Genomic DNA, 18,174 nt, shown 5'->3' with positions numbered 1-18,174 from the left:
GATCAACCGCGACCGGGCCGCTGTCGTAACCGCGGCAGAGCCGGTACAGAGCCGGTTATGTGTGCGACGTCGGTGGCTGTCTTGAACCCGCGCGAAGGTTGGGTCATCGACTCAGCAGAGCCGTCGAAGCACCTGCACCGCAGCGCGGCCCACGATCAATCCGCAGCTGGGCCGCTTCCGTAACCACCACGGAGCGAGTCTTACGTGCGACCGTTCGCGGCCCGTCTCGCGTCCGAGCCGTCGAAGCGCATGCGACGAAGGCGCGAGTCTCGACGGCTCGGACGCGAGACAATAGGGGGCCGCGAACACGCCGCGCCGCAGGCGCGGCAAATCGACACAGCCTACCCTGGAGGCCATGACGAATCCCAACGATCCTTGGGCACAGCGACCGGAGGATGCGCCGACGGAACATATCGGTCCGCCGGGGAAGTCGGGGTTCGGGCAGCCGTCGCGGACGACGGAGCACCCCGAGGCGTACGGACAGGGCGGTGCGACGTCGGTTTACCCGTCCACGGAACAATTCGATCCGTGGGCGCCGCCGCCCGCCAACGCCACCAAGGAATTCCCGCCGTACGAGAGCCAGCCGCAGTGGGGCGCGTACGGCGAACCCTGGGCCGGCGGGCAGGATCCGACCCAGGTCGGTGGGTATGCCCAACCGGGCGCGCAGTACCCGCCGGGTCCACCGGGCGCGCCACTGCCGCCCGACCAGCAGCCGCCGCGTAAGCGCAATACCGCCCTGTGGATTGCCCTCGGTCTCGGCGTGGTCCTGTTGATCGGCGCGGTCGCTGTGGTCGCCGGTGTGGTGCTCGGCGGTAAGGATTCCTCGTCGAGCACCGCCGCGAGCACCTCGGCGTTGCCGACCGCGGGCCGCCCGACCGGTACGGCCCCATCGGGTCGGCCGACGCCGACCCAGGTCATCCCGAGTATTCCGGGGCTGGGCGGCATCGATAACCTCGGCGCGACCATGGGCACCATTTCCGCCAACTCCGGCGGCCAGCTGACTCTGGACACCCTCGGCGGCTCCAAGGTCACGGTGCGCACCACCGATAAGACCCAGGTGATCTCGCTGAAAGGCGGCAAGGCGGCCGATCTGCCGGTCGGTGACATGGTCATGGTGCAGGGCGATAAGGCCGCCGACGGCTCGATCGACGCGAAGATCATCATCAGCACCGCATTGCCGGGAGGAACGCGGTGAGACGGCAACGGGGGAAGAATATGGGTGACCCGAGCAACTCCGGGCAACCAGTGACACACAATCGCTCGATCGGCGAATGCCTCGCGTTCGCTCGGCCCGGCGCGGGGCTTATGGCGGACTTCGTCCGACTGCGCATATTAGGGTAGGCGACGATGACGGCAATGTGGTTCGGGTTGGCGGCGATCGCGCTCGTTGGTGCGATCGTGCTGCTCTATTTCGATCGGGTCCAGCGACGGCGGACCGGTCATGCGCGCCAGGTCTGGGCGAAGGCCCAGGGCTATACGTATGTGTCGGTGGAACCGGCGCTCGCATCGACCTGGCGCCGCGGTGCGCTGGCCAAGCTCGGCTATCTGTCCGCGGTGGATGTGGTGTCCGGAATCCGCAAGGGCGAGAAGTTCGTCCTCTTCGATCTCGAGGATGCGGCGACCCTGGTCGCGGTGCGCAGGCAGATCGGCTCGGATATCGATGTGGATATGCGGCTCAAGACCGCCTCGCCACCCAAGGACGCCGATCTGGAGCTACTCGGCGCGATCGGCGACCGGGTGGTGTTCGCGACCAATCCGGAGATCGCCAGGCATGCCGTCGACCAGCGCATGGTCGCCTTCATCGAATCGCTGGCCGATACCGTGCAGATGCTGTGGAGTGAGGGCAATTGGACCCTCGGCATGCTGAATGTCGGTACGGCGGCCAAGGATTGGGAGACCGCCATCGACGCGGTGCTGCGGCTATCGGGTCTGTTGCATGTGCTGCCGCCGGTCAGTGATGTGCGCGGGGTGGATTCGGGTGGTCACGATCCCGGTCGGCCGCATCCGCGCAAATCGCGCTCGGCCGCTTCGGACCAGGCCGATCCTGCGACGGGTGCGACCCGGGGCGCCGCCAAGGCGCCGCGCAAGGGCGACCGCGACGATCCGGAGTACGCCGACTCCGATTCGTCGTACGACGAATCGTCTTATGACGACAGCGATTTCGATCGGCCGACGTATCAGGAGTCGCAGTACTCCGACTACGACGACTACGACGACGAACCGGCCGCCGCGGCTCCCGAACCGCCGCGCCGTCCGAGCCTCGCCGTCGTCCCCGACTCCCGCTCGCGGGCCCGCGATGAACGCTGGGCGGCGGAGTCGGAGGACAACTGGGCGCCGGATGACCGTCCGGCCGCACGCAAACCCGCCCAGCCCGAGTCCATCCGGCCCGAGTCGGACGAGGACGATTGGCCATCCGCCGAGCACGCACCGGAACAGCCCGGCGGTCCGTTCCACCCTGGATTCCGTCCGTATCAGGGACCCGTGCCGCAGTGATGACCGTAGCGATTGCTTGCAGGTCGCTCGAAAAGATCAGCCGTGGGGTCCCTTCGACCTGGATTGTGCAATGAACTCAGCATCGCGTAGCGATTCGATCGGGGGCGGTGGTCGGGTGACGGGCGGGAGTGATAGCCCCGCGCGCCTGCCCGGCGCCATCCGTCCCGTCGCACTGATCACCGGACCGACCTCCGGCATCGGATACGGATTCGCCGAGCGGCTAGCCGCCCTCGGCTACGACATGGTTCTCGTCGCCCGCGACAAGGAGCGGCTGAACGCGCTGGCCGCGGAGCTGGAACGCAAATTCGCCACCCGCTCGGAGGTGCTGGTCGCCGATCTGGCCGAGGCCGCCGATCGGGAGCGGGTGGCGGCGCGCGCCGCCGACGGCATCGAATTCCTGGTCAACAATGCGGGATTCGGGCAGTCGGGGGAGTTCTGGACCCAGTCGCCCGCGGCGGTACAGGCTCAGCTGGACGTCAATGTCACGTCGGTGGTGCAGCTGACCAGGGCCGCGCTACCCGCGATGATCGCGGCCGCCAAGGGTTCGGTCGTCAATGTCGCCAGCGTCGCCGGTCTGATCCCGGGGCGGGGCTCGACCTATTCGGCATCCAAGGCCTACGTCGTATCCTTCACGGAAGGGTTGGCGGGTGGACTGGCCGGAACCGGTGTCCGAGTACAGGCCCTGTGCCCCGGATTCGTGCACACGGAATTCCATGAGCGGGCCGGCATCGAGATGTCGTCGCTGCCCAAGCAGCTGTGGCTGAGCGTCGACCAGGTGGTCGCCGGTTCGCTGCGTGATCTGGAGAAGAACCGGGTGCTCAGCGTGCCCGGAGTGCAGTACAAAGTGCTCACCACCGTCGCCGGAATGATCCCGCGGACCCTGGCGGCCCGACTGAATCGCGGCATGTTCAACGCACGCGGAAGGACTTGATACAGATGATCGACCAGGCAAGCAATGCGGCCGTCGCGACCGACGACCGCGACAGATTGGCCGCGCTGGTGCGTGAACTCGCCGTCGTACACGGCCGGGTCACCCTGTCCTCGGGCAAGGAGGCCGACTACTACGTCGACCTGCGCCGCGCCACCCTGCACCACGGCGCGGGACCGCTGATCGGCAAGCTGCTGCGCGAACTCGTGGCGGATTGGGATTTCGAGGCCGTCGGCGGTCTCACCATGGGCGCGGATCCGGTCGCGCTCGCGGTCATGCACGCGCCGGGTCGCCCGATCGATGCCTTCGTCGTGCGCAAGGCCGCCAAGACCCACGGCATGCAGCGCCAGATCGAGGGCCCGGATATCGTCGGCAAGCGGGTGCTCGTCGTCGAGGACACCACGACCACCGGCAACTCGCCGTTGACCGCCGTGCGCGCGCTGCGCGAGGCGGGCGCCACCGTGGTCGGCGTCGCGACCGTGGTGGACCGGGAGACAGGTGCCGACCAGGTGATCGCGGCCGAGGGACTGGAGTACCGGTCCATCCTCGGATTGAAGGATCTCGCACTGGGCTAAGCTGCGAATGCGGACCCGGGGTCGCTATCGCTGGTGGTCGAAGCTTGCGATCAGCTGAAACGTCGGTGGCGGTACGACCCGATAAGGGGACGCATACGCCGAACGCAGTGAGGCGTTCGGAGACAGTGAAGGGTCGTGTGAGTTACCTGTGGTGAGCATTGCAGTCAATAAGAGCCGTGCGAATGTCGCGATGCTCGGTATCGGTGCTTACCGTCCGAAACGCCTGGTCAGTAATGAAGAGGTGTGCGAGGTACTCGACTCGACGCCGGAGTGGATCTACGAGCGCACCGGCGTGCGCAACCGCCGGTGGATCAGCGGTGACGAGACGCTGCAGTCGATCGCGGCGGCCGCCGGTGAGCGCGCGATCGTCAATAGCGGTATCGACCGGTCCAAGATCGGCGCGCTCATCCTGGCCACCTCGAGCTGGCTGACGCTGACCCCGCACGGCGCCCCGAAGGTCGCCAATGACCTGGGAATGAACGGTATCGCCGCCTTCGACCTGACCTCCGGTTGCGGTGGTTTCGGCTACGGCCTCGGTGTCGCCGCGGATCTGATCCGGGCGGGCTCGGCCGATTACGTGCTGCTCATCGGCGCCGAGACGATGACCGTCGGACTCGATCCGACCGATCGCGGCACCGCGATGATCTTCGGTGACGGCGCGGGCGCGGTGGTGGTCGGCCCGAGCGAGGAGAACGGCATCTCTCCGACGGTCTGGGGCAGCGACGGCGAGAACGCCTCGGCGATCGCGCAGGATGTCGACTTCCTCGAGTACATGGAGAAGGCGCAGGCGCTGCAGGGCACCGATCCGGCCATCGAGCCCATCGGCCGGATGTCGCTGCGGATGGAGGGCCCGCGGGTATTCCGTTGGGCGGCCGTCACATTGCCGCGCGCGCTGGCCTCTGCGCTGGAGGTTTCCGGGGTGTCCAAGGAGGACATCGAGGTATTCATTCCGCATCAGGCCAATGCCCGCATCAACGAGCTGATGAAGAAGAACCTCGGGCTGTCCGATGACATCCCGGTGGCCAATGACATCGAGAACACCGGCAATACCTCCGCCGCGTCCATTCCGCTGGCGATGGAGGAGATGTTGGTGACCGGTAAGGCCAAGGGCGGCCAGACGGCGCTGCTGCTCGGCTTCGGAGCTGGCCTGAGCTATGCGGGCCAAGTCGTCACCCTGCCACCCGCCCCGAAAGAGCCGAGCTTCTGATCATGCGTCCCTTTCGCGCCGGTTTTCTGGCGGCGGCGGCGGTGACCGTGTACGGCGCGGTCACCGGCCGCGACACACTGCAGTGGATCGCCAAACCGCTGATGATGCCGCTATTGGCGGCCGATGTGGCAACCGATCGGGCGGTGCTCGACCCGGTCGACCGGACGGTTCTGCTGGGCGCGCTCGGCGCCGCGACCATCGGCGACGTGCTGCTGATCGAGCCCGATAACGATCGTCGTTTGATCACCGGAGCCACGTCGTTCGCGGTGATGCAGACTGGGTATTCGGCGCTCTGGTGGCGGCGCGGCGGACGGCCGCGTCCGGAGATCGCGCTGCCACGGGTGGCGGCCTGGCTCGGGGCCGCGGCGCTGATGCGGGCCAAGGCGCCGACCGTGGCGGTCCCGCTGACGGCCTATGGTGCGACTCTGGGCAGCGCGGCGGTGCTCGCCTCCGATCCTGGTTTGGCTCCGGAGGCGAAAAACGTTGCCGGGCTCAATATTCCGGGTGTGGATCCGCGCAGTCGACTCGGCCTCGGCGCACTGTTGTTCACCGTCTCGGACGGGTTGATCGTGCTGCGCAGGCTCTTCGCGCGGGGTGCGCGTTCGCGGCGGATCACCGAAGGCGTCATTCTGTCGACCTATGCGGCCGCGCAATACCTGCTCGCCGATCCACGCGCCCATGCGAAGGCCGACCGCTGAGCGTTTCGAGTGTGCGCGAAAGTTATTGTCCCAGAACGAGAATGATCCGATCGCGATTGGCCGGATCGACCCTGATCGAAATCGTCTCGCCGACCACGAGCCGTGGTTTGTCGGCGGGGGTGACATCGAAAACAATAGTGCCGTGGTAACTTTCGGATCCCGGCACCACGAGCTCTAGATCGAATTCGGTCAACTCGGTGTGATGATCGGTGCGCTGGAGCGTGTGCGCGCCCTCGATGGTTGCCCATCCCTCCAGCCCGTGCCGCCACAGCTGCCGATCCGCGCGCGAGGGTCGGGCGGCCAGCAGCATTCCGATACCGCAGCACGAACCGAACAGGCCGACCAGCGCGATGATCTGATAGGGCGCGGTGCCCGGTGGCGTATGCGGTAGCACCCAGCCGAGCCACAATCCGAGCAGCACCAAGTACCCGGCGGTCACCCCGAGCACTGTGCGGAGAATGCGTGCGTGGTCCATACCAGCCTCCACCCCGACTGCCCTGCATCTCCAGAATAGGTCCGCCCGGTCCGGCGTGAATGCGCCTTGACCAGAGCTGTGACCGGCTTGTATCCACTGCACTGTCAGCGCGGTGATCGATCGGTGTCCGCCGACCTGACGGCGGTCCGCCCGCGTCGCCATCGGCGGCTCGGTCGACACCCGTCGACGCCGCCGTGCTGCTCTCGGCGGCGTCGGTGGGCCGACTCAGCCCTTCAACCGCAGGACCGCGAGCACCCGGCGGTGATGGGTATCCGAGGGCGGCAGATCGAGTTTGGTGAAGATATTGCCGATGTGCTTCTCGACGGCGCGTTCGGTGACCGTGAGTGCGGACGCGATCGCGTTATTGGACAGGCCCTGTGCCATGAGTTCGAGTACCTCGCGCTCGCGCGGGGTGAGCCGGGCGAGCGAATCCTGTTGGCGCGAAGCACCCATCAGCTGACTCACCACCTCCGGGTCGAGTGCGGTGCCGCCGGTCGCGACCCGGTCGAGTGCGTCGACGAAGTCGCGTACGTCGGCCACCCGGTCCTTGAGCAGATAGCCGACGCCGCTCGCGCCACCGGCGAGAAGTTCGGTGGCATAGCGGGTCTCGATCCATTGCGAGAACACCAGTACGCCGGTGAGCGGATATTTGCGGCGCAGTTCGATCGCGGCGAGCAGCCCCTCGTCGGTGAAGGTCGGCGGCATCCGGACATCGACGACGGCGACGTCGGGGTTGTGGGTGCCGACCACATCGCTCAGGGTGGTGGCGTCGCCGACCATGGCGACCACCTCGTGGCCGCGCTCGGTCAGCAGCCCGGCCAGACCGTCGCGCAGGATGGCGCTGTCCTCGGCGATGACCACCCGCAACGGTGTGCTCATCGCGGTCCGGCCATCGGCAGCAGGATGGTCACCACGGTCGGGCCGCCGGTCGGACTCTGCACGGTGAGCGTGCCGTCCACCGCGCGGGCCCGCGCTGCCAGCCCCGAGAGTCCGCTGCCCGCGGCATATTCCCCGTCCATCGGCTGCAGCACACCTCCGATTCCGTTGTCGCGCACCGAGACCGCGATGGTACGCGCATCGGTCGGCAGCACCGATACCCATGCGCTGGTGGCATTCGCGTGTTTGACCACATTGGTGAGCAGTTCGGCGACCGAGAAGTAGGCGATCGCCTCGATCGCCGGATTCGGCCGCTGCGGCAGGTGCACCCGCAGCTGCACCGGAACCGCACAGCGCGACGCCAGCGTCTCCAGCGCGGGTTCCAGGCCCAATTCGAGTGCGGGCGGATGGATTCCGCGCACCAGTTCGCGCAATTCGGTCAATCCCTCCTTGGCGTTGGCGTGCGCGTCGGCGATCAGATCGCGGGCATCGTTGCCCGCGGCCAGCCGCTCCTCGGCCCGGCCGAGTGCCATCGCGATGGTGACCAACCGCGCCTGCGTACCGTCGTGCAGATCCCGTTCCACCCGGCGCAGGGTTGCCGCCGAATCCTCCACCGCCGCACGCCTGCTCGCCTGCAACTCGACCAGCTGTCGGTCCCGCGCGGTCGCGGAAAGCAACGCGACGGTGAGCAGTCCGTGGATCCAGCAGACCGCGCGCAGCAGCCACGGCAGGGCGAGGCAGCCGATGATGCCGACCGCCGACATCAGCAAAACCCTTGGCCAGGTTTCGATGTAGAAGGAACCGAACTGGGCGAGTGAATGGTGTTCGACGCCGTTGTCATCGACGTTTATCGGATCGAAGAGCACCCATGGAATGGGCGACAGGGCCGTGAATACGGTGACGACGACCGTGATGAGCACGAAATAGCCGCCGACCACACCGAGTACGGCCTGTGCGAACAGGAACAGGATGGCCCGCCAGCTCGCGCGATCGGTGAACGCGCTCTTCAGGAATCCGAGGAAGCCCGGTTGCGAGACGTAGGGCGGCGGCCCGTCCACCGGTGTATCGAGCAGATCCCGGGCCAGCGCGCGATAGACCTTCCCCCAGATGCGTCCGCCGAGAACCACCAGTGCCAGCACCGGGATACCGATGAGGACGATCGAGGCGTACAGCCCGCCGCCGAAGCCGACGAACAGATAGCCGATGGCGAGTACGCCGATCACGAAAACCGTGAAGATATAGGCGAGTTGCTTCCCGGTGCGAGCCTGCAACGGTGCCCGCAGTACCGCGCGCAGCACATCGCGCGCGTCGGTACCGGACTTGCTGGTCGGCGCGTCGAGCACGAGGGTTTGTGTCTCGGTCATGGGCTCCATGGTTGTCGCGATCGCGGCGGCGTTCGATGGAGCTGACCGCCGAATCCGAGGTGTAGCCAGCTACACCACCAACTACCATCCTGCGCATGAACTACCCGCCGCCACCGCCGTACGGTTCGCCGTACGGCTACCCAGCCTATGGGCCACAGGATCACCCGCAGGCAATCACGATCATGATTCTGGGGATTCTCGGCCTGCTGCTGTGCCAGTTTCTGGGACCGGTCGCGTGGGTGATGGGTAAGAAGGCACTCAACGAGATCGATGCCTCCGGCGGCGCGATCGGCGGTCGCAGCAGCGTGATGGCCGGATATGTCTGTGGCATCATCTCCTCGATGCTGCTGATCCTGACCATTCTGTTCATCATCGGCATGGTGATCCTGGCCGCCGTCGGCGTCCTGGGCAGCTCGTCCTCGACCTACTAGCCGCGCCCGGGGAATTAGCATCGTCGGCGTGAACCACCCGCCGGATACGACCGAACAGCCAGGACCCACCGAATGGGGAGAGCATCCGCACGGGGTCGGGCCATGGGTCGAGGAGCACGACGGGGCGCCGCCGAGCGATCCCCGCTATGACCCCGAGCTACTGGCGGGCGGCGACCGCCGCAATGTCGTGGACGCCTACCGCTACTGGTCGCGCGATGCGATCATCGCCGATATCGACCGGCGCAGGCACCCGTTCCACGTGGCCATCGAGAACTTCGGGCACGACGCCAATATCGGCACCGTGGTACGCACCGCCAACGCCTTCGCCGCGGCGGCCGTGCACATTGTCGGCAGGCGGCGCTGGAATCGGCGCGGCGCCATGGTGACCGATCGCTATCAGCACATCGAACATCACACCGATATCGGCGAGCTCATCGCCTTCGCCGAGCGGGAGCGGCTGACCGTGGTCGCCGTGGACAACGTGCCCGGCGCCGTCCCGCTGGAAACCGTCGAATTGCCACAACGCTGCCTGCTGCTGTTCGGACAGGAGGGGCCCGGCGTCACCGAACATGCGAAGGGTGCGGCCGCACTGACGGTTTCGATCGCGCAGTTCGGTTCGACCCGCAGTATCAATGCCGGAGTCGCTGCCGGTATCGCCATGCACGCGTGGATCCGGCAACATGCCGATTTGACGTCGGCTTGGTAACGAAAAGATCCCTATGAACCGGGTCGAAGCTGGCACCATTGACCCATGACCTCGCGGAGCCCGGAGACCGGGCGCGACGCTGCACCCCCGTCCGCGCTGTGGTCGCAACGGTCGGATATGGCCGAAGCCGCGATCGTCTCCAGGCACCTGCGTGCCCTATGGGGTTGTCCCGGAACCGAATTGGGTGTGGTCGGTTGGCCCGCGACCCGCCGCGAGCGCGTCTTCGCCTCCTGGCACTACTGGTGGCAGGCGCATCTGATCGACTGCGCGGTCGATGCCGCCAACCGGGTGCCGACTCCGCAGCGCCGCAAGCGCATCGCCGCCATCGCGCGTGCGCACCGGATCCGCAATATCACCGGCTGGACCAATAACTACTACGACGATATGGCTTGGCTGGCTATCGCTTTGGAGCGCGCCGAGCGAACCCAGGGCATCACCGAGGTGCGCGGCGGTCTGGTCGCGCTCGAGAAGGAGCTGTACGGGGCATGGGATCCGGCGCGCGGCGGCGGCGTGCCGTGGCGCATCGGCTCGGACTACTTCAACGCACCCGCCAACGGACCGACCGCGATCGCGTTGCTGCGCCTGGGCCGCCACGCCCGCGCGCAGGAGATGGCGGACTGGATCGATGCGACGCTGCGCGATAAGGAATCCGACCTGATCCTCGACGGCATCCATCTGCCCTCCGGTGAGGTCGAGAGCCCGACTTTTACCTACTGCCAGGGTGTGGTGCTGGGCCTGGAGGCCGAACTCGCGGTGCACACCGGCGAGCCGCGCCATACCGAGCGGGTGCACCGGCTGCTCGCCGCGGTCGAGGAGTACATGACCACCGACGGGGTGATCAACGGTGGCGGTGGCGGCGACGGCGGTCTGTTCAACGGCATCCTGGCCCGCTATCTGGCGGTGGTCGCGCTGATGCTGCCCGGCGACGATCAGCAACAGGTGGCCGATCGGCGCGCCGCTGCGGCGATCGTTCGCGCCAGCGCCACGGCGGCCTGGGCCAACCGGCTCGATGTCGAGGGGGAACCGCTGTTCGGGCACGACTGGAACAAGCCAGCACAGCTACCCGGCGGCCGGTCCGGCGCCGGATATCTCACCGCGGGCGGCTCGGTGACCTCGTCACGGGTGCCCGAACGCGATATGTCGGTACAGCTGTCGGGCTGGCTGCTGATGGAGGCGGCGTTCCAGGTCAGCGCCGCCGGACTATAGGAATCAGCACTCCGACTCGACCACGCCGGTCGGCGCGGCTTCGAGATCGAAATCCTCGGCGGGCTTGGCGATCTCCTGCCGGTAATGCCGGATGCCCAGCGCCGTTCCGATGATCAGCCCGACCACCAGCGTCCCGATGACGCCGGGCATCAGCCACGGCACGCGCTCCAGGAAACTGCCCGCGTAGTAGCCGATGAGCAGCAGCACCGGCGCCCAGATGATGGCACCGACCGTGCTGGCCACGGTGTATTTGCGGTGGTCCATCCGCGCCGCGCCCGCGACCATCGGGCACAGCGTGCGCACCCACGGGATCCAGCGCGAAATGAGCACCGCGAGGAAACCGTGCCGCTGCAGCAATTCGGTGACCCGCTGCAGATTGCGGGTGTTGATATAGCGGCCGTTCTTCCTGGCCACCAGGTGATGGCCGGTGCGGTGGCCGATGACATAACCCACCTGGTTGCCCGCGATGGCAGCGATCATCGCGCCCACCGACAGCGCCCAGACATGGGCCTCGCCGGTCGCGTTGGAGGCCATCACGATGCCCGCGGTGATCAGCATCGAGTCACCGGGTAGGAACAGCCCGATGATCAACGCGCATTCGAGGAAGACGAAGGTGAGCACCACCGTCCACACGAGCGCGGGGCCCGCCGAGGTCAGCGGATCGAAACTGCCCACTGCTAGGGGCAACTGCGCGGTGGACACCGGCTCAGTGGGTCGGCTCGTTCGTCGAGGCGGTCAGCGCGGCGTCTTGCTGACCGGCCTCGTCCGCACCGCGGTTCAGGATCTTCTTCGCCACGGTGATGATGCCGGGCAGGATCGAGATCAGGACGATGAGCAGGAAGATCGGCTCGATGTTCTTGCGAATGAATTCGATATTGCCGAGGAAGTAGCCCAGTACAGTGACACCGCCGCCCCACAGGATCGCGCCGACGATATCGAAGGTGACGAACTTGCGGTAATCCATTTTGGACACACCCGCGAGCACCGGCATGAACGTGCGCACGATCGGCACGAAGCGGGCCAGGATGATCGTCTTCGGACCGTGCTTTTCGAAGAAGGCGTGCGTCTCGGTGACGTAATGCTTCTTGAACAACCGGGTGTCTTCCTTGTGGAACAGCGCGGGCCCGATCGCCCTGCCGATCCAATAGGCGCACTGGTCGCCGGCGAAGGCGGTCACCATGACGGCGGGCAAAAGCACCCAGATCGATACCGGCGGATTGTCCGTCGCCGAGAGCAGGCCGCCGGTGAACAGTAGCGAGTCACCGGGCAGGATCGGGAAGAGCAGACCGGTCTCGATGAAGACGATCACCAGGATCGCCGGGAGCACCGCGTTCTTCAGCCACGTCTCCGTAAGCAGGTGCATCGGGTCCAGCAACTGGGTCAATGCGACGTTGCTCGTCACCGATTCTGTCGCTGCCAGCAGAATCACGCGGCCTCCTGTCCCGGGTACGGCTGGCTGCATTGCTTGCCACCGCATCGGAAGCTGCCAGCGCAATTACGCGGCCAACAGTACCGGGTCCAACTGAGAAACCTCTCGCTGTGCGAAAAGTTCGCCTCGTCGGACCGGCCGGTTCGTATGGTCCCGCCGCCGCGCAGGAAGGTCCCCTGACATCGTGCGAAAGCGCGCTGCCCTACTCTGAGGGCTGACAGAATTGTCTTTTTCCGCACAACACGGAGGTCTTCACAGTGCCCATCGCGACTCCGGAGGTCTACGCCGAGATGCTCGGTCGGGCCAAAGCGAACTCCTTTGCCTTCCCGGCCATCAACTGCACCTCCTCGGAAACCGTCAATGCGGCTATCAAGGGCTTCGCCGACGCGGGCAGCGATGGCATCATCCAGTTCTCCACCGGTGGCGCCGAGTTCGGCTCGGGCCAGGGTGTGAAGGACATGGTCGTCGGTGCGGTCGCGCTCGCCGAGTTCGCGCACGTGGTCGCCGCGCGCTACGACGTGACCATCGCACTGCACACCGACCACTGCCCGAAGGACAAGCTGGACACCTTCGTGCGTCCGCTCATCGCCATCTCCCAGGAGCGGGTGAACGCGGGCCGCAACCCGCTGTTCCAGTCGCATATGTGGGACGGCTCCGCGATCCCGATCGGCGAGAACCTCGAGATCGCCAAGGAACTGCTCAAGGCGACCCACGCGGCGAACATCATCCTCGAGGTCGAGATCGGCGTCGTCGGCGGTGAAGAGGACGGTGTCGAGGCCGAGATCAACGAGAAGCTCTACACCTCCTCCGAGGACTTCGAGCGGACGATCGACGCGCTCGGCGCTGGCGAGAACGGCAAGTACCTGCTCGCCGCGACCTTCGGCAATGTGCACGGCGTGTACAAGCCCGGCAATGTGGTGCTCAAGCCCGAGGTGCTGGCCGAGGGCCAGCGCGTCGCGGCGGCCAAGCTCGGCCTGGCGGCCGACGCGCAGCCGTTCGATTTCGTCTTCCACGGCGGTTCGGGCTCGCTGAAGTCGGAGATCGAGGATTCGCTGCGTTTCGGCGTGGTGAAGATGAACGTCGACACCGACACCCAGTACGCGTTCACCCGGCCGGTCGCCGGGCATATGTTCACCAACTACGACGGTGTGCTCAAGATCGATGGTGAGGTCGGTAACAAGAAGACCTACGATCCGCGCAGCTACCTCAAGAAGGCCGAGTCCGCCATGGCGGCACGTGTCGTCGAGGCGTGCAATGATCTGAAGTCCGCGGGTCGCTCGATCAGCGCCTGACCCTTTTACCCTTCGGGGGGCATTGAGCACATGAGTCTGGATGTGCGCGTGCTCGGGCCCGTACGACTGCTGGTCGGTGGTGAACCGGTAGCGGTCGGCGGGCCCAAGCCGCGAGCCTTGCTCGCCGCGCTGACCGTCAATCGACGGCGCGCGGTGGCTTCGGCTGCGCTGGCAGATATGGTGTGGAACGAGGATCCGCCCGATTCCTACGCCGCCAGCCTGCAGGTATTCGTCTCGAATATCCGTAAGGCGCTGCGTAATTCCGGTGTGGACCCGGCCATGGTGCTGCGCACCGAATCATCCGGCTATCGGCTCGAAATCCCGGAGGATGCCTGCGATCTCGGACGCTTCGAGGCGGCCAGGGATGCGGGCGCGCGCGCCGCCGAGGTCGGCGATCACGTGGGTGCGGCGCAGCTGTTCGGGAATGCGTTGCGTGAGTGGAGCGGTCGGGCACTGGCCGATCTGGCCGGATTGCAGTTCGCCGACGGTTTCGCCACCGCGATGGACGAGGAGCGGCTGCAGGCCGCCTCGGCCCGCATCGATGCCGAAATCGCCTGTGGGCGTGCCGCATCGGTGATCGGCGAACTGGTCGCGATGACCAATGAGCATCCGCTGCGCGAGCCGCTATGGGGTCAGCTGATCACCGCGCTGTATCTGTCCGGTCGGCAGGCCGACGCGCTGGACGCGTGCCGCCGGGTGCGCACGGTGCTCGCGGAGGAACTCGGCATCGATCCGGGGCCGGTGCTGGTCGATCTGGAGCAGCGGGTGCTGCGCCAGGAGCCGCTGAGCACAATGGAACTCAAGCGCACCGAGCGGCTTGCCGCGGCGATGACCGAGACCGTCACCGAGATGCCGCGTGCGGTCCGCAGCGGACAGCTGCGCATGCCGGACGGCCGGGTCATGGCAATCGCGCAGGGCGGCATGCGAATCGGCCGGATGACCGATAACGATCTGGTCCTCGACGATCCGAAGGCCAGTCGCTATCACGCGCACATCATGCCGAGCCGGGCCGGACTGCTGATCAAGGATCTGCATTCGGCCAATGGCGTGTACGTCAACGACGGCGCGATCGACAGCGGTGCGCTGCTCGCCGACGGTGACATCATCCGCATCGGCGCGACGGTGCTGGTGTTCCAAGCGGTTCAGTAGCGAGCTGGGTCTGCTCGGTCGCAGGCTCGTGCGGTCTGCCCTCAGTCGCAGGCGATACCGTCGCCGTCCGGATCGAGGTACGGCGCGTAACCGGGCTGGCCACGGTAGAGCGGAAGCTTTCCTTCGGCGCGCACCTGATCGCAATCGGTGTAATACCTCGGCGACTCCTCCTTCGACGTCTCCGGCGGCGGCACATTCGACCCCTTCGGACCCGGTCGATAGCTCGGCACCGGAAGCGAACTATCGGGCCCGGCAACGAATTCGACGGTGGCCGAATCGGCGGCGGCGATCGGCGATGCGATCGCGAGGCCGCCGATCACCAGACAGGCGGCACCGAGCGCGGGCACAGCGTGGCGACAGATCAGTGAAGCTTTCACATGCTCCATCCTGCTCCGCTTTGCGCCCCGATGTCAGTGCCCTTTATTCGCAGGCGATTCCATCGTTGTCGCGGTCCAGGTGGGATGCATATCCCGGGTCGCCGCGATGCGGCGGAGCCTTTGCCGCTCGGCGGGACCGATGAGAACCACCGGAGGCCCTTTGCTCCCCCGGTGGACGGCCACTCACCCCGACTCGAGTTGTCGTGCCGTGGACGGTAGCAGGGTGGTTGCGCTCCGGCATCGAGAATGGAGTAGAAGTTTCCGGTTAATTTCTCGCTGTTGGCGGTGGATGGTGACTCGGTCGGTAAGTCGGACGGAGCAGAGGGGAGACGAAAGGTAGGGTCGGGCGCGCTGGTGCACGGCATCGCGCAGGGCTTCGATGCGGCGCGGTGGCCGGGAGACGGGTGTCCATTTTGCGCGAGATATCGAGGGGTTGCGGATGACTCGGCGGTGGGTGGCGGTGCTCGGTGCGGTCGCGTGCACGGCCGGGGCGCTGACGTACGCGGGTCGACCCGCCGGTGCCACGCCGGAGGAGATCGGCCCGGTGCCCGGTCCATGTGTGAGCGATCCGCCCGCGAAGCATGAGGGTCTGGTGCCCAAGACGGTCGAGGTGCCGGTCCCGTATCCGGTGATCACCGTGCTGCCGCCGGATCGGCCCGAGCCAGCGCCGACGCGGACCGAGATGCAGTTGCCGTCGAATCCGTGCATCAACCCGTGCCCGGATCTGACTGATGCGCCGACACCGCCGCCGAGCCTGGCCAGCCGACTCGGCATTCCGGAAATTCTCTTGAGTCCCAAGCCCTTCCACTTCGCGATCCCCGGACCGGCGCCGGATCCGGGTGCGATGCCGCCGCCCCCGCCGCCGGTGGATCCGCCGACCGAACCCGCCCCGCTGTCCGCGACCCGGTCGACGCCGCGCATCAGTTCGGTCACCGAGGTGGCCAAGCAGACCGGCGCGAATTCGGTGAATCGCACCGATAAGCGTTGGCAGGTGGACGGCACCGACCTCGGGATCATGTGGGAGAGCGCGCCGGGCGAGATCGCCACCGCCTTCGGTGACACCATCGGGCGCGGTTTCCACCCACCCGGCGGAATGGGAATGGATTGGCGCAGTAACGTGCTGGCCTTCAGCACCGACCGCGATCTGTCCGACGGCATGACCTACGACCGGATGGTGACCGACGACCGCTGCCACGCGGCGGAAGTGCTCTCCAGCCGCAAACTCGACAATGTCGAGGTCACCACGATTCCGACCTCCGGATTCGCGCTCGGCGAGCGGCAGTACCTGAGCTATATGTCGATTCGCACCTGGAACAGCTTTCCCGGCACGTTCTTCACCAATTACGGTGGCATCGCCTATTCCGATGACCACGGCCAGACCTGGACCAAGGATCCCTACGCGCGCTGGGACAACATCTTCGGACTCGCGAATTTCCAAGTGAGCGCGATGGTTCCGCAGGGCGATTACGTATACATGTTCGGCACGCCCAATACTCGGCTCGCGGCGGTCGGCCTCGCCCGGGTGCCGAAGGATCAGCTGCTCAACACCACGGCCTATCAGTACTGGCGCGACGGAAACTGGACTCCGGTGGGCGGATTCGGCTCCGCGAGCCCGATCGTCGACGGACCGGTCGGTGAGCTGTCGGTGCGCTTCGACGCCGCCCGAAATGTTTGGCAGATGAGCTATCTCGATACCGCGATGGCGGCTCTGGTCGTCCGCGAATCGAATTCACCGCAGGGGGTGTGGTCCGATGCCGCACCGACGGTGCGGGTGACCGACTACCCGGAGCTGTACGGCGGATTCATCCACCCCTGGTCCTCGGGTTCGGATCTGTACTTCACTATGTCGACCTGGAGCGACTACAACGTGTATCTCATGCACGCGACCATCGAATGAGGTCGCGCCGCTAGGCGAATCGGACCTCGGCGATGGCCCGGCCGAACAGCTTGCGGCCCTCCGAGGTGCCCGCGAGCACGATGGTGGCGGTGCGTCTTCGCGGATCGAGCGATTTGATCTTCCCGCTGAAGTCGACGGTGCTCGGCGCCTCGGACGTCACCGGGACGAATCCGGAGAACCGCACGCTGAACTTCTCGATGGCCGTCGGATCGCCGAGCCAGGAGGTCAAATAGCCACCCGCCAGACTCATGGTCAGCATTCCGTGCGCCACCACCGTCGGGAGTCCGGCCAGTTGGGCCGCACGCTCGCTGAAGTGAATCGGGTTGGGATCGCCGGAAACTCCCGCATAGTTGGCCAGATCGCCGCGCGTCACCTGCGCGGTTCCGGCCGGGAGCTGATCGCCGACGGATAGTTGGTCGAAGTCGGGGATGGTGTGCACGAATTCGCTCGGCACCGCGGGTGCTCCGGGGGCCGGGGCGTCCGCGGCCAAGGCGACCAGTGGCCCGCTGTCGGGGACGGTGATATCACCGACCGTCACCGGGCGCGAGTGCATCATGATGTTCTCGACGGCGTCGGCGATATTCGGGTCGACCTCGACACCGCGGCGCGCCACGATGGTGGTCGAACCCGACTGCACGATCTCGCCGTACTGGTTGGTCAGCGAGAACGTCACCAGGATGAAGTCGTTATCGCCGAACTGCCGGATCGATTCGATCACGACCTCGGTGCTGAGCCGATCGCCCGCCACGATCGGCCGGGTCAGCTCGAAGACCTGGTCGGTCTGCAGGATCTGGGACAGGTCGTAATCGGCCAGCACCGTTTCCAGCAGCGCCCGGGTCGCACTGATGCCGATGACCGAGGCGAATGTCGGGGGCGCGACGATCGTGTCGTAGCCGAACTCGCGCGCATCGTGTTCGAAATGATGCGCGCCGTGCTGGCTCTGCGTTGCGCGGGCGAACTCGCGGACCTTCTCCCGGCCGACCGCATAGTGCTCGCGCACCCGGAACCGGCGTCCCGCCATTGTGTCTGTCTGCACAACTACATCGTTTTCCGGCTGTGCGATTGTCTGCT

At 66.5% G+C, this 18,174-nt stretch carries 20 protein-coding genes; 12 read left to right on the top strand and 8 right to left on the bottom strand.

Annotated features, from left to right (window positions below; all coding sequences use genetic code 11):
- Positions 1-355 precede the first annotated feature (355 nt).
- The 6 genes from ACQP2D_RS41620 to ACQP2D_RS41595 all read left to right on the top strand — a co-directional run bounded on the left by ACQP2D_RS41620 (position 356) and on the right by ACQP2D_RS41595 (position 5,901).
- Entirely contained in the window at positions 356-1,195 is an 840-nt protein-coding gene (locus ACQP2D_RS41620) for a DUF5666 domain-containing protein (protein ID WP_433681364.1), read from the top strand.
- A 152-nt stretch (positions 1,196-1,347) separates the two neighbouring features.
- Positions 1,348-2,493: a hypothetical protein gene (locus tag ACQP2D_RS41615; protein WP_433681363.1), complete on the top strand. Its 1,146-nt coding sequence runs from the start codon at positions 1,348-1,350 to the stop codon at positions 2,491-2,493.
- A gap of 115 nt (positions 2,494-2,608) precedes the next feature.
- On the top strand, positions 2,609-3,424 hold the full coding sequence (locus tag ACQP2D_RS41610; RefSeq protein WP_433681362.1) for an SDR family NAD(P)-dependent oxidoreductase: 816 nt from the start codon (positions 2,609-2,611) through the stop codon (positions 3,422-3,424).
- 5 nt (positions 3,425-3,429) lie between these two features.
- Positions 3,430-3,996 carry an orotate phosphoribosyltransferase gene (pyrE, locus tag ACQP2D_RS41605; protein ID WP_433681361.1) on the top strand — a complete coding sequence of 189 codons (567 nt, stop codon included), beginning with the start codon at positions 3,430-3,432 and terminating at the stop codon, positions 3,994-3,996.
- 148 nt (positions 3,997-4,144) lie between these two features.
- Positions 4,145-5,203 (top strand): beta-ketoacyl-ACP synthase 3, encoded by a 1,059-nt coding sequence (locus ACQP2D_RS41600; protein WP_433681360.1) that lies wholly within the window; start codon positions 4,145-4,147, stop codon positions 5,201-5,203.
- Positions 5,204-5,205: 2 nt separating this feature from the next.
- Positions 5,206-5,901, top strand: coding sequence for a lysoplasmalogenase (locus ACQP2D_RS41595; RefSeq protein WP_433681359.1), 696 nt, complete (start codon positions 5,206-5,208; stop codon positions 5,899-5,901).
- 22 nt (positions 5,902-5,923) lie between these two features.
- Here ACQP2D_RS41595 and ACQP2D_RS41590 read toward each other — a convergent pair whose 3' ends face one another.
- The 3 genes from ACQP2D_RS41590 to ACQP2D_RS41580 form a co-directional block, all read right to left on the bottom strand.
- Entirely contained in the window at positions 5,924-6,376 is a 453-nt protein-coding gene (locus ACQP2D_RS41590; protein WP_433681358.1) for a hypothetical protein, read from the bottom strand.
- Positions 6,377-6,601: 225 nt separating this feature from the next.
- Positions 6,602-7,255 carry a LuxR C-terminal-related transcriptional regulator gene (locus ACQP2D_RS41585; protein ID WP_433681357.1) on the bottom strand — a complete coding sequence of 218 codons (654 nt, stop codon included), beginning with the start codon at positions 7,253-7,255 and terminating at the stop codon, positions 6,602-6,604.
- Positions 7,252-8,616 (bottom strand): sensor histidine kinase, encoded by a 1,365-nt coding sequence (locus ACQP2D_RS41580; RefSeq protein WP_433681356.1) that lies wholly within the window; start codon positions 8,614-8,616, stop codon positions 7,252-7,254. Before ACQP2D_RS41580 ends, ACQP2D_RS41585 begins: the two co-directional genes overlap by 4 nt.
- Before the next feature lie 95 nt (positions 8,617-8,711).
- On the opposite strand from ACQP2D_RS41580, the gene ACQP2D_RS41575 reads away from it, so the two are divergent.
- Genes ACQP2D_RS41575 through ACQP2D_RS41565 form a run of 3 tightly spaced genes read left to right on the top strand, consistent with a single transcriptional unit; the run spans position 8,712 to position 10,959 of the window.
- On the top strand, positions 8,712-9,047 hold the full coding sequence (locus ACQP2D_RS41575; protein ID WP_433681355.1) for a DUF4190 domain-containing protein: 336 nt from the start codon (positions 8,712-8,714) through the stop codon (positions 9,045-9,047).
- A 28-nt stretch (positions 9,048-9,075) separates the two neighbouring features.
- The gene (locus ACQP2D_RS41570) at positions 9,076-9,753 is read left to right on the top strand and encodes a TrmH family RNA methyltransferase (RefSeq protein ID WP_433681354.1); all 678 of its coding nucleotides are present in this window, start codon (positions 9,076-9,078) and stop codon (positions 9,751-9,753) included.
- A gap of 45 nt (positions 9,754-9,798) precedes the next feature.
- Positions 9,799-10,959 (top strand): glycoside hydrolase family 76 protein, encoded by a 1,161-nt coding sequence (locus ACQP2D_RS41565; RefSeq protein WP_433681353.1) that lies wholly within the window; start codon positions 9,799-9,801, stop codon positions 10,957-10,959.
- Positions 10,960-10,962: 3 nt separating this feature from the next.
- Here the strand turns inward: ACQP2D_RS41565 and ACQP2D_RS41560 are convergent, their stop codons facing one another.
- Entirely contained in the window at positions 10,963-11,646 is a 684-nt protein-coding gene (locus tag ACQP2D_RS41560; RefSeq protein ID WP_433685927.1) for a DedA family protein, read from the bottom strand.
- A 19-nt stretch (positions 11,647-11,665) separates the two neighbouring features.
- On the bottom strand, positions 11,666-12,322 hold the full coding sequence (locus ACQP2D_RS41555; RefSeq protein ID WP_433685926.1) for a DedA family protein: 657 nt from the start codon (positions 12,320-12,322) through the stop codon (positions 11,666-11,668).
- A gap of 323 nt (positions 12,323-12,645) precedes the next feature.
- Here ACQP2D_RS41555 and fbaA point away from each other — a divergent pair, with 323 nt between their 5' ends.
- Together fbaA and ACQP2D_RS41545 are read left to right on the top strand one after the other, a co-directional pair.
- Entirely contained in the window at positions 12,646-13,680 is a 1,035-nt protein-coding gene (gene fbaA, locus ACQP2D_RS41550; RefSeq protein ID WP_433681352.1) for a class II fructose-bisphosphate aldolase, read from the top strand.
- 30 nt (positions 13,681-13,710) lie between these two features.
- Positions 13,711-14,829 (top strand): BTAD domain-containing putative transcriptional regulator, encoded by a 1,119-nt coding sequence (locus ACQP2D_RS41545; RefSeq protein ID WP_433681351.1) that lies wholly within the window; start codon positions 13,711-13,713, stop codon positions 14,827-14,829.
- Between the two features lie 41 nt (positions 14,830-14,870).
- On the opposite strand, the gene ACQP2D_RS41540 is transcribed toward ACQP2D_RS41545, so the two are convergent.
- Positions 14,871-15,206, bottom strand: coding sequence for an excalibur calcium-binding domain-containing protein (locus ACQP2D_RS41540; protein ID WP_433681350.1), 336 nt, complete (start codon positions 15,204-15,206; stop codon positions 14,871-14,873).
- Positions 15,207-15,249: 43 nt separating this feature from the next.
- Positions 15,250-15,447, bottom strand: a complete 198-nt coding sequence (locus ACQP2D_RS41535; RefSeq protein WP_433681349.1) for an excalibur calcium-binding domain-containing protein — start codon at positions 15,445-15,447, stop codon at positions 15,250-15,252.
- Positions 15,448-15,645: 198 nt separating this feature from the next.
- Between ACQP2D_RS41535 and ACQP2D_RS41530 the strand changes: the two genes are divergently transcribed.
- Positions 15,646-17,103: a DUF4185 domain-containing protein gene (locus ACQP2D_RS41530; protein WP_433681348.1), complete on the top strand. Its 1,458-nt coding sequence runs from the start codon at positions 15,646-15,648 to the stop codon at positions 17,101-17,103.
- Between the two features lie 10 nt (positions 17,104-17,113).
- On the opposite strand, the gene ACQP2D_RS41525 is transcribed toward ACQP2D_RS41530, so the two are convergent.
- Positions 17,114-18,139: a fused (3R)-hydroxyacyl-ACP dehydratase subunits HadA/HadB gene (locus ACQP2D_RS41525; RefSeq protein ID WP_433681347.1), complete on the bottom strand. Its 1,026-nt coding sequence runs from the start codon at positions 18,137-18,139 to the stop codon at positions 17,114-17,116.
- Positions 18,140-18,174: the final 35 nt, after the last annotated feature.

Origin of the sequence: Nocardia sp. CA-119907, assembly GCF_050955995.1 — a bacterium.
Classification (GTDB): Bacteria; Actinomycetota; Actinomycetes; order Mycobacteriales; family Mycobacteriaceae; genus Nocardia.
This window is presented reverse-complemented; position numbering and strand designations above follow the sequence as displayed.

Coding starts and splice junctions, on each gene's coding strand:
- ACQP2D_RS41545 (WP_433681351.1), top strand. CDS start 13,711: ATGAGTCTGGATGTGCGCGTGCTCGGGCCCGTACGACTGCTGGTCGGT.
- ACQP2D_RS41585 (WP_433681357.1), bottom strand. CDS start 7,255: ATGAGCACACCGTTGCGGGTGGTCATCGCCGAGGACAGCGCCATCCTG.
- ACQP2D_RS41595 (WP_433681359.1), top strand. CDS start 5,206: ATGCGTCCCTTTCGCGCCGGTTTTCTGGCGGCGGCGGCGGTGACCGTG.
- pyrE (WP_433681361.1), top strand. CDS start 3,430: ATGATCGACCAGGCAAGCAATGCGGCCGTCGCGACCGACGACCGCGAC.
- ACQP2D_RS41580 (WP_433681356.1), bottom strand. CDS start 8,616: ATGACCGAGACACAAACCCTCGTGCTCGACGCGCCGACCAGCAAGTCC.
- ACQP2D_RS41590 (WP_433681358.1), bottom strand. CDS start 6,376: ATGGACCACGCACGCATTCTCCGCACAGTGCTCGGGGTGACCGCCGGG.
- ACQP2D_RS41615 (WP_433681363.1), top strand. CDS start 1,348: ATGACGGCAATGTGGTTCGGGTTGGCGGCGATCGCGCTCGTTGGTGCG.
- ACQP2D_RS41620 (WP_433681364.1), top strand. CDS start 356: ATGACGAATCCCAACGATCCTTGGGCACAGCGACCGGAGGATGCGCCG.
- ACQP2D_RS41530 (WP_433681348.1), top strand. CDS start 15,646: ATGACTCGGCGGTGGGTGGCGGTGCTCGGTGCGGTCGCGTGCACGGCC.
- ACQP2D_RS41565 (WP_433681353.1), top strand. CDS start 9,799: ATGACCTCGCGGAGCCCGGAGACCGGGCGCGACGCTGCACCCCCGTCC.
- ACQP2D_RS41555 (WP_433685926.1), bottom strand. CDS start 12,322: ATGCACCTGCTTACGGAGACGTGGCTGAAGAACGCGGTGCTCCCGGCG.
- ACQP2D_RS41535 (WP_433681349.1), bottom strand. CDS start 15,447: ATGCCGGAGCGCAACCACCCTGCTACCGTCCACGGCACGACAACTCGA.
- ACQP2D_RS41575 (WP_433681355.1), top strand. CDS start 8,712: ATGAACTACCCGCCGCCACCGCCGTACGGTTCGCCGTACGGCTACCCA.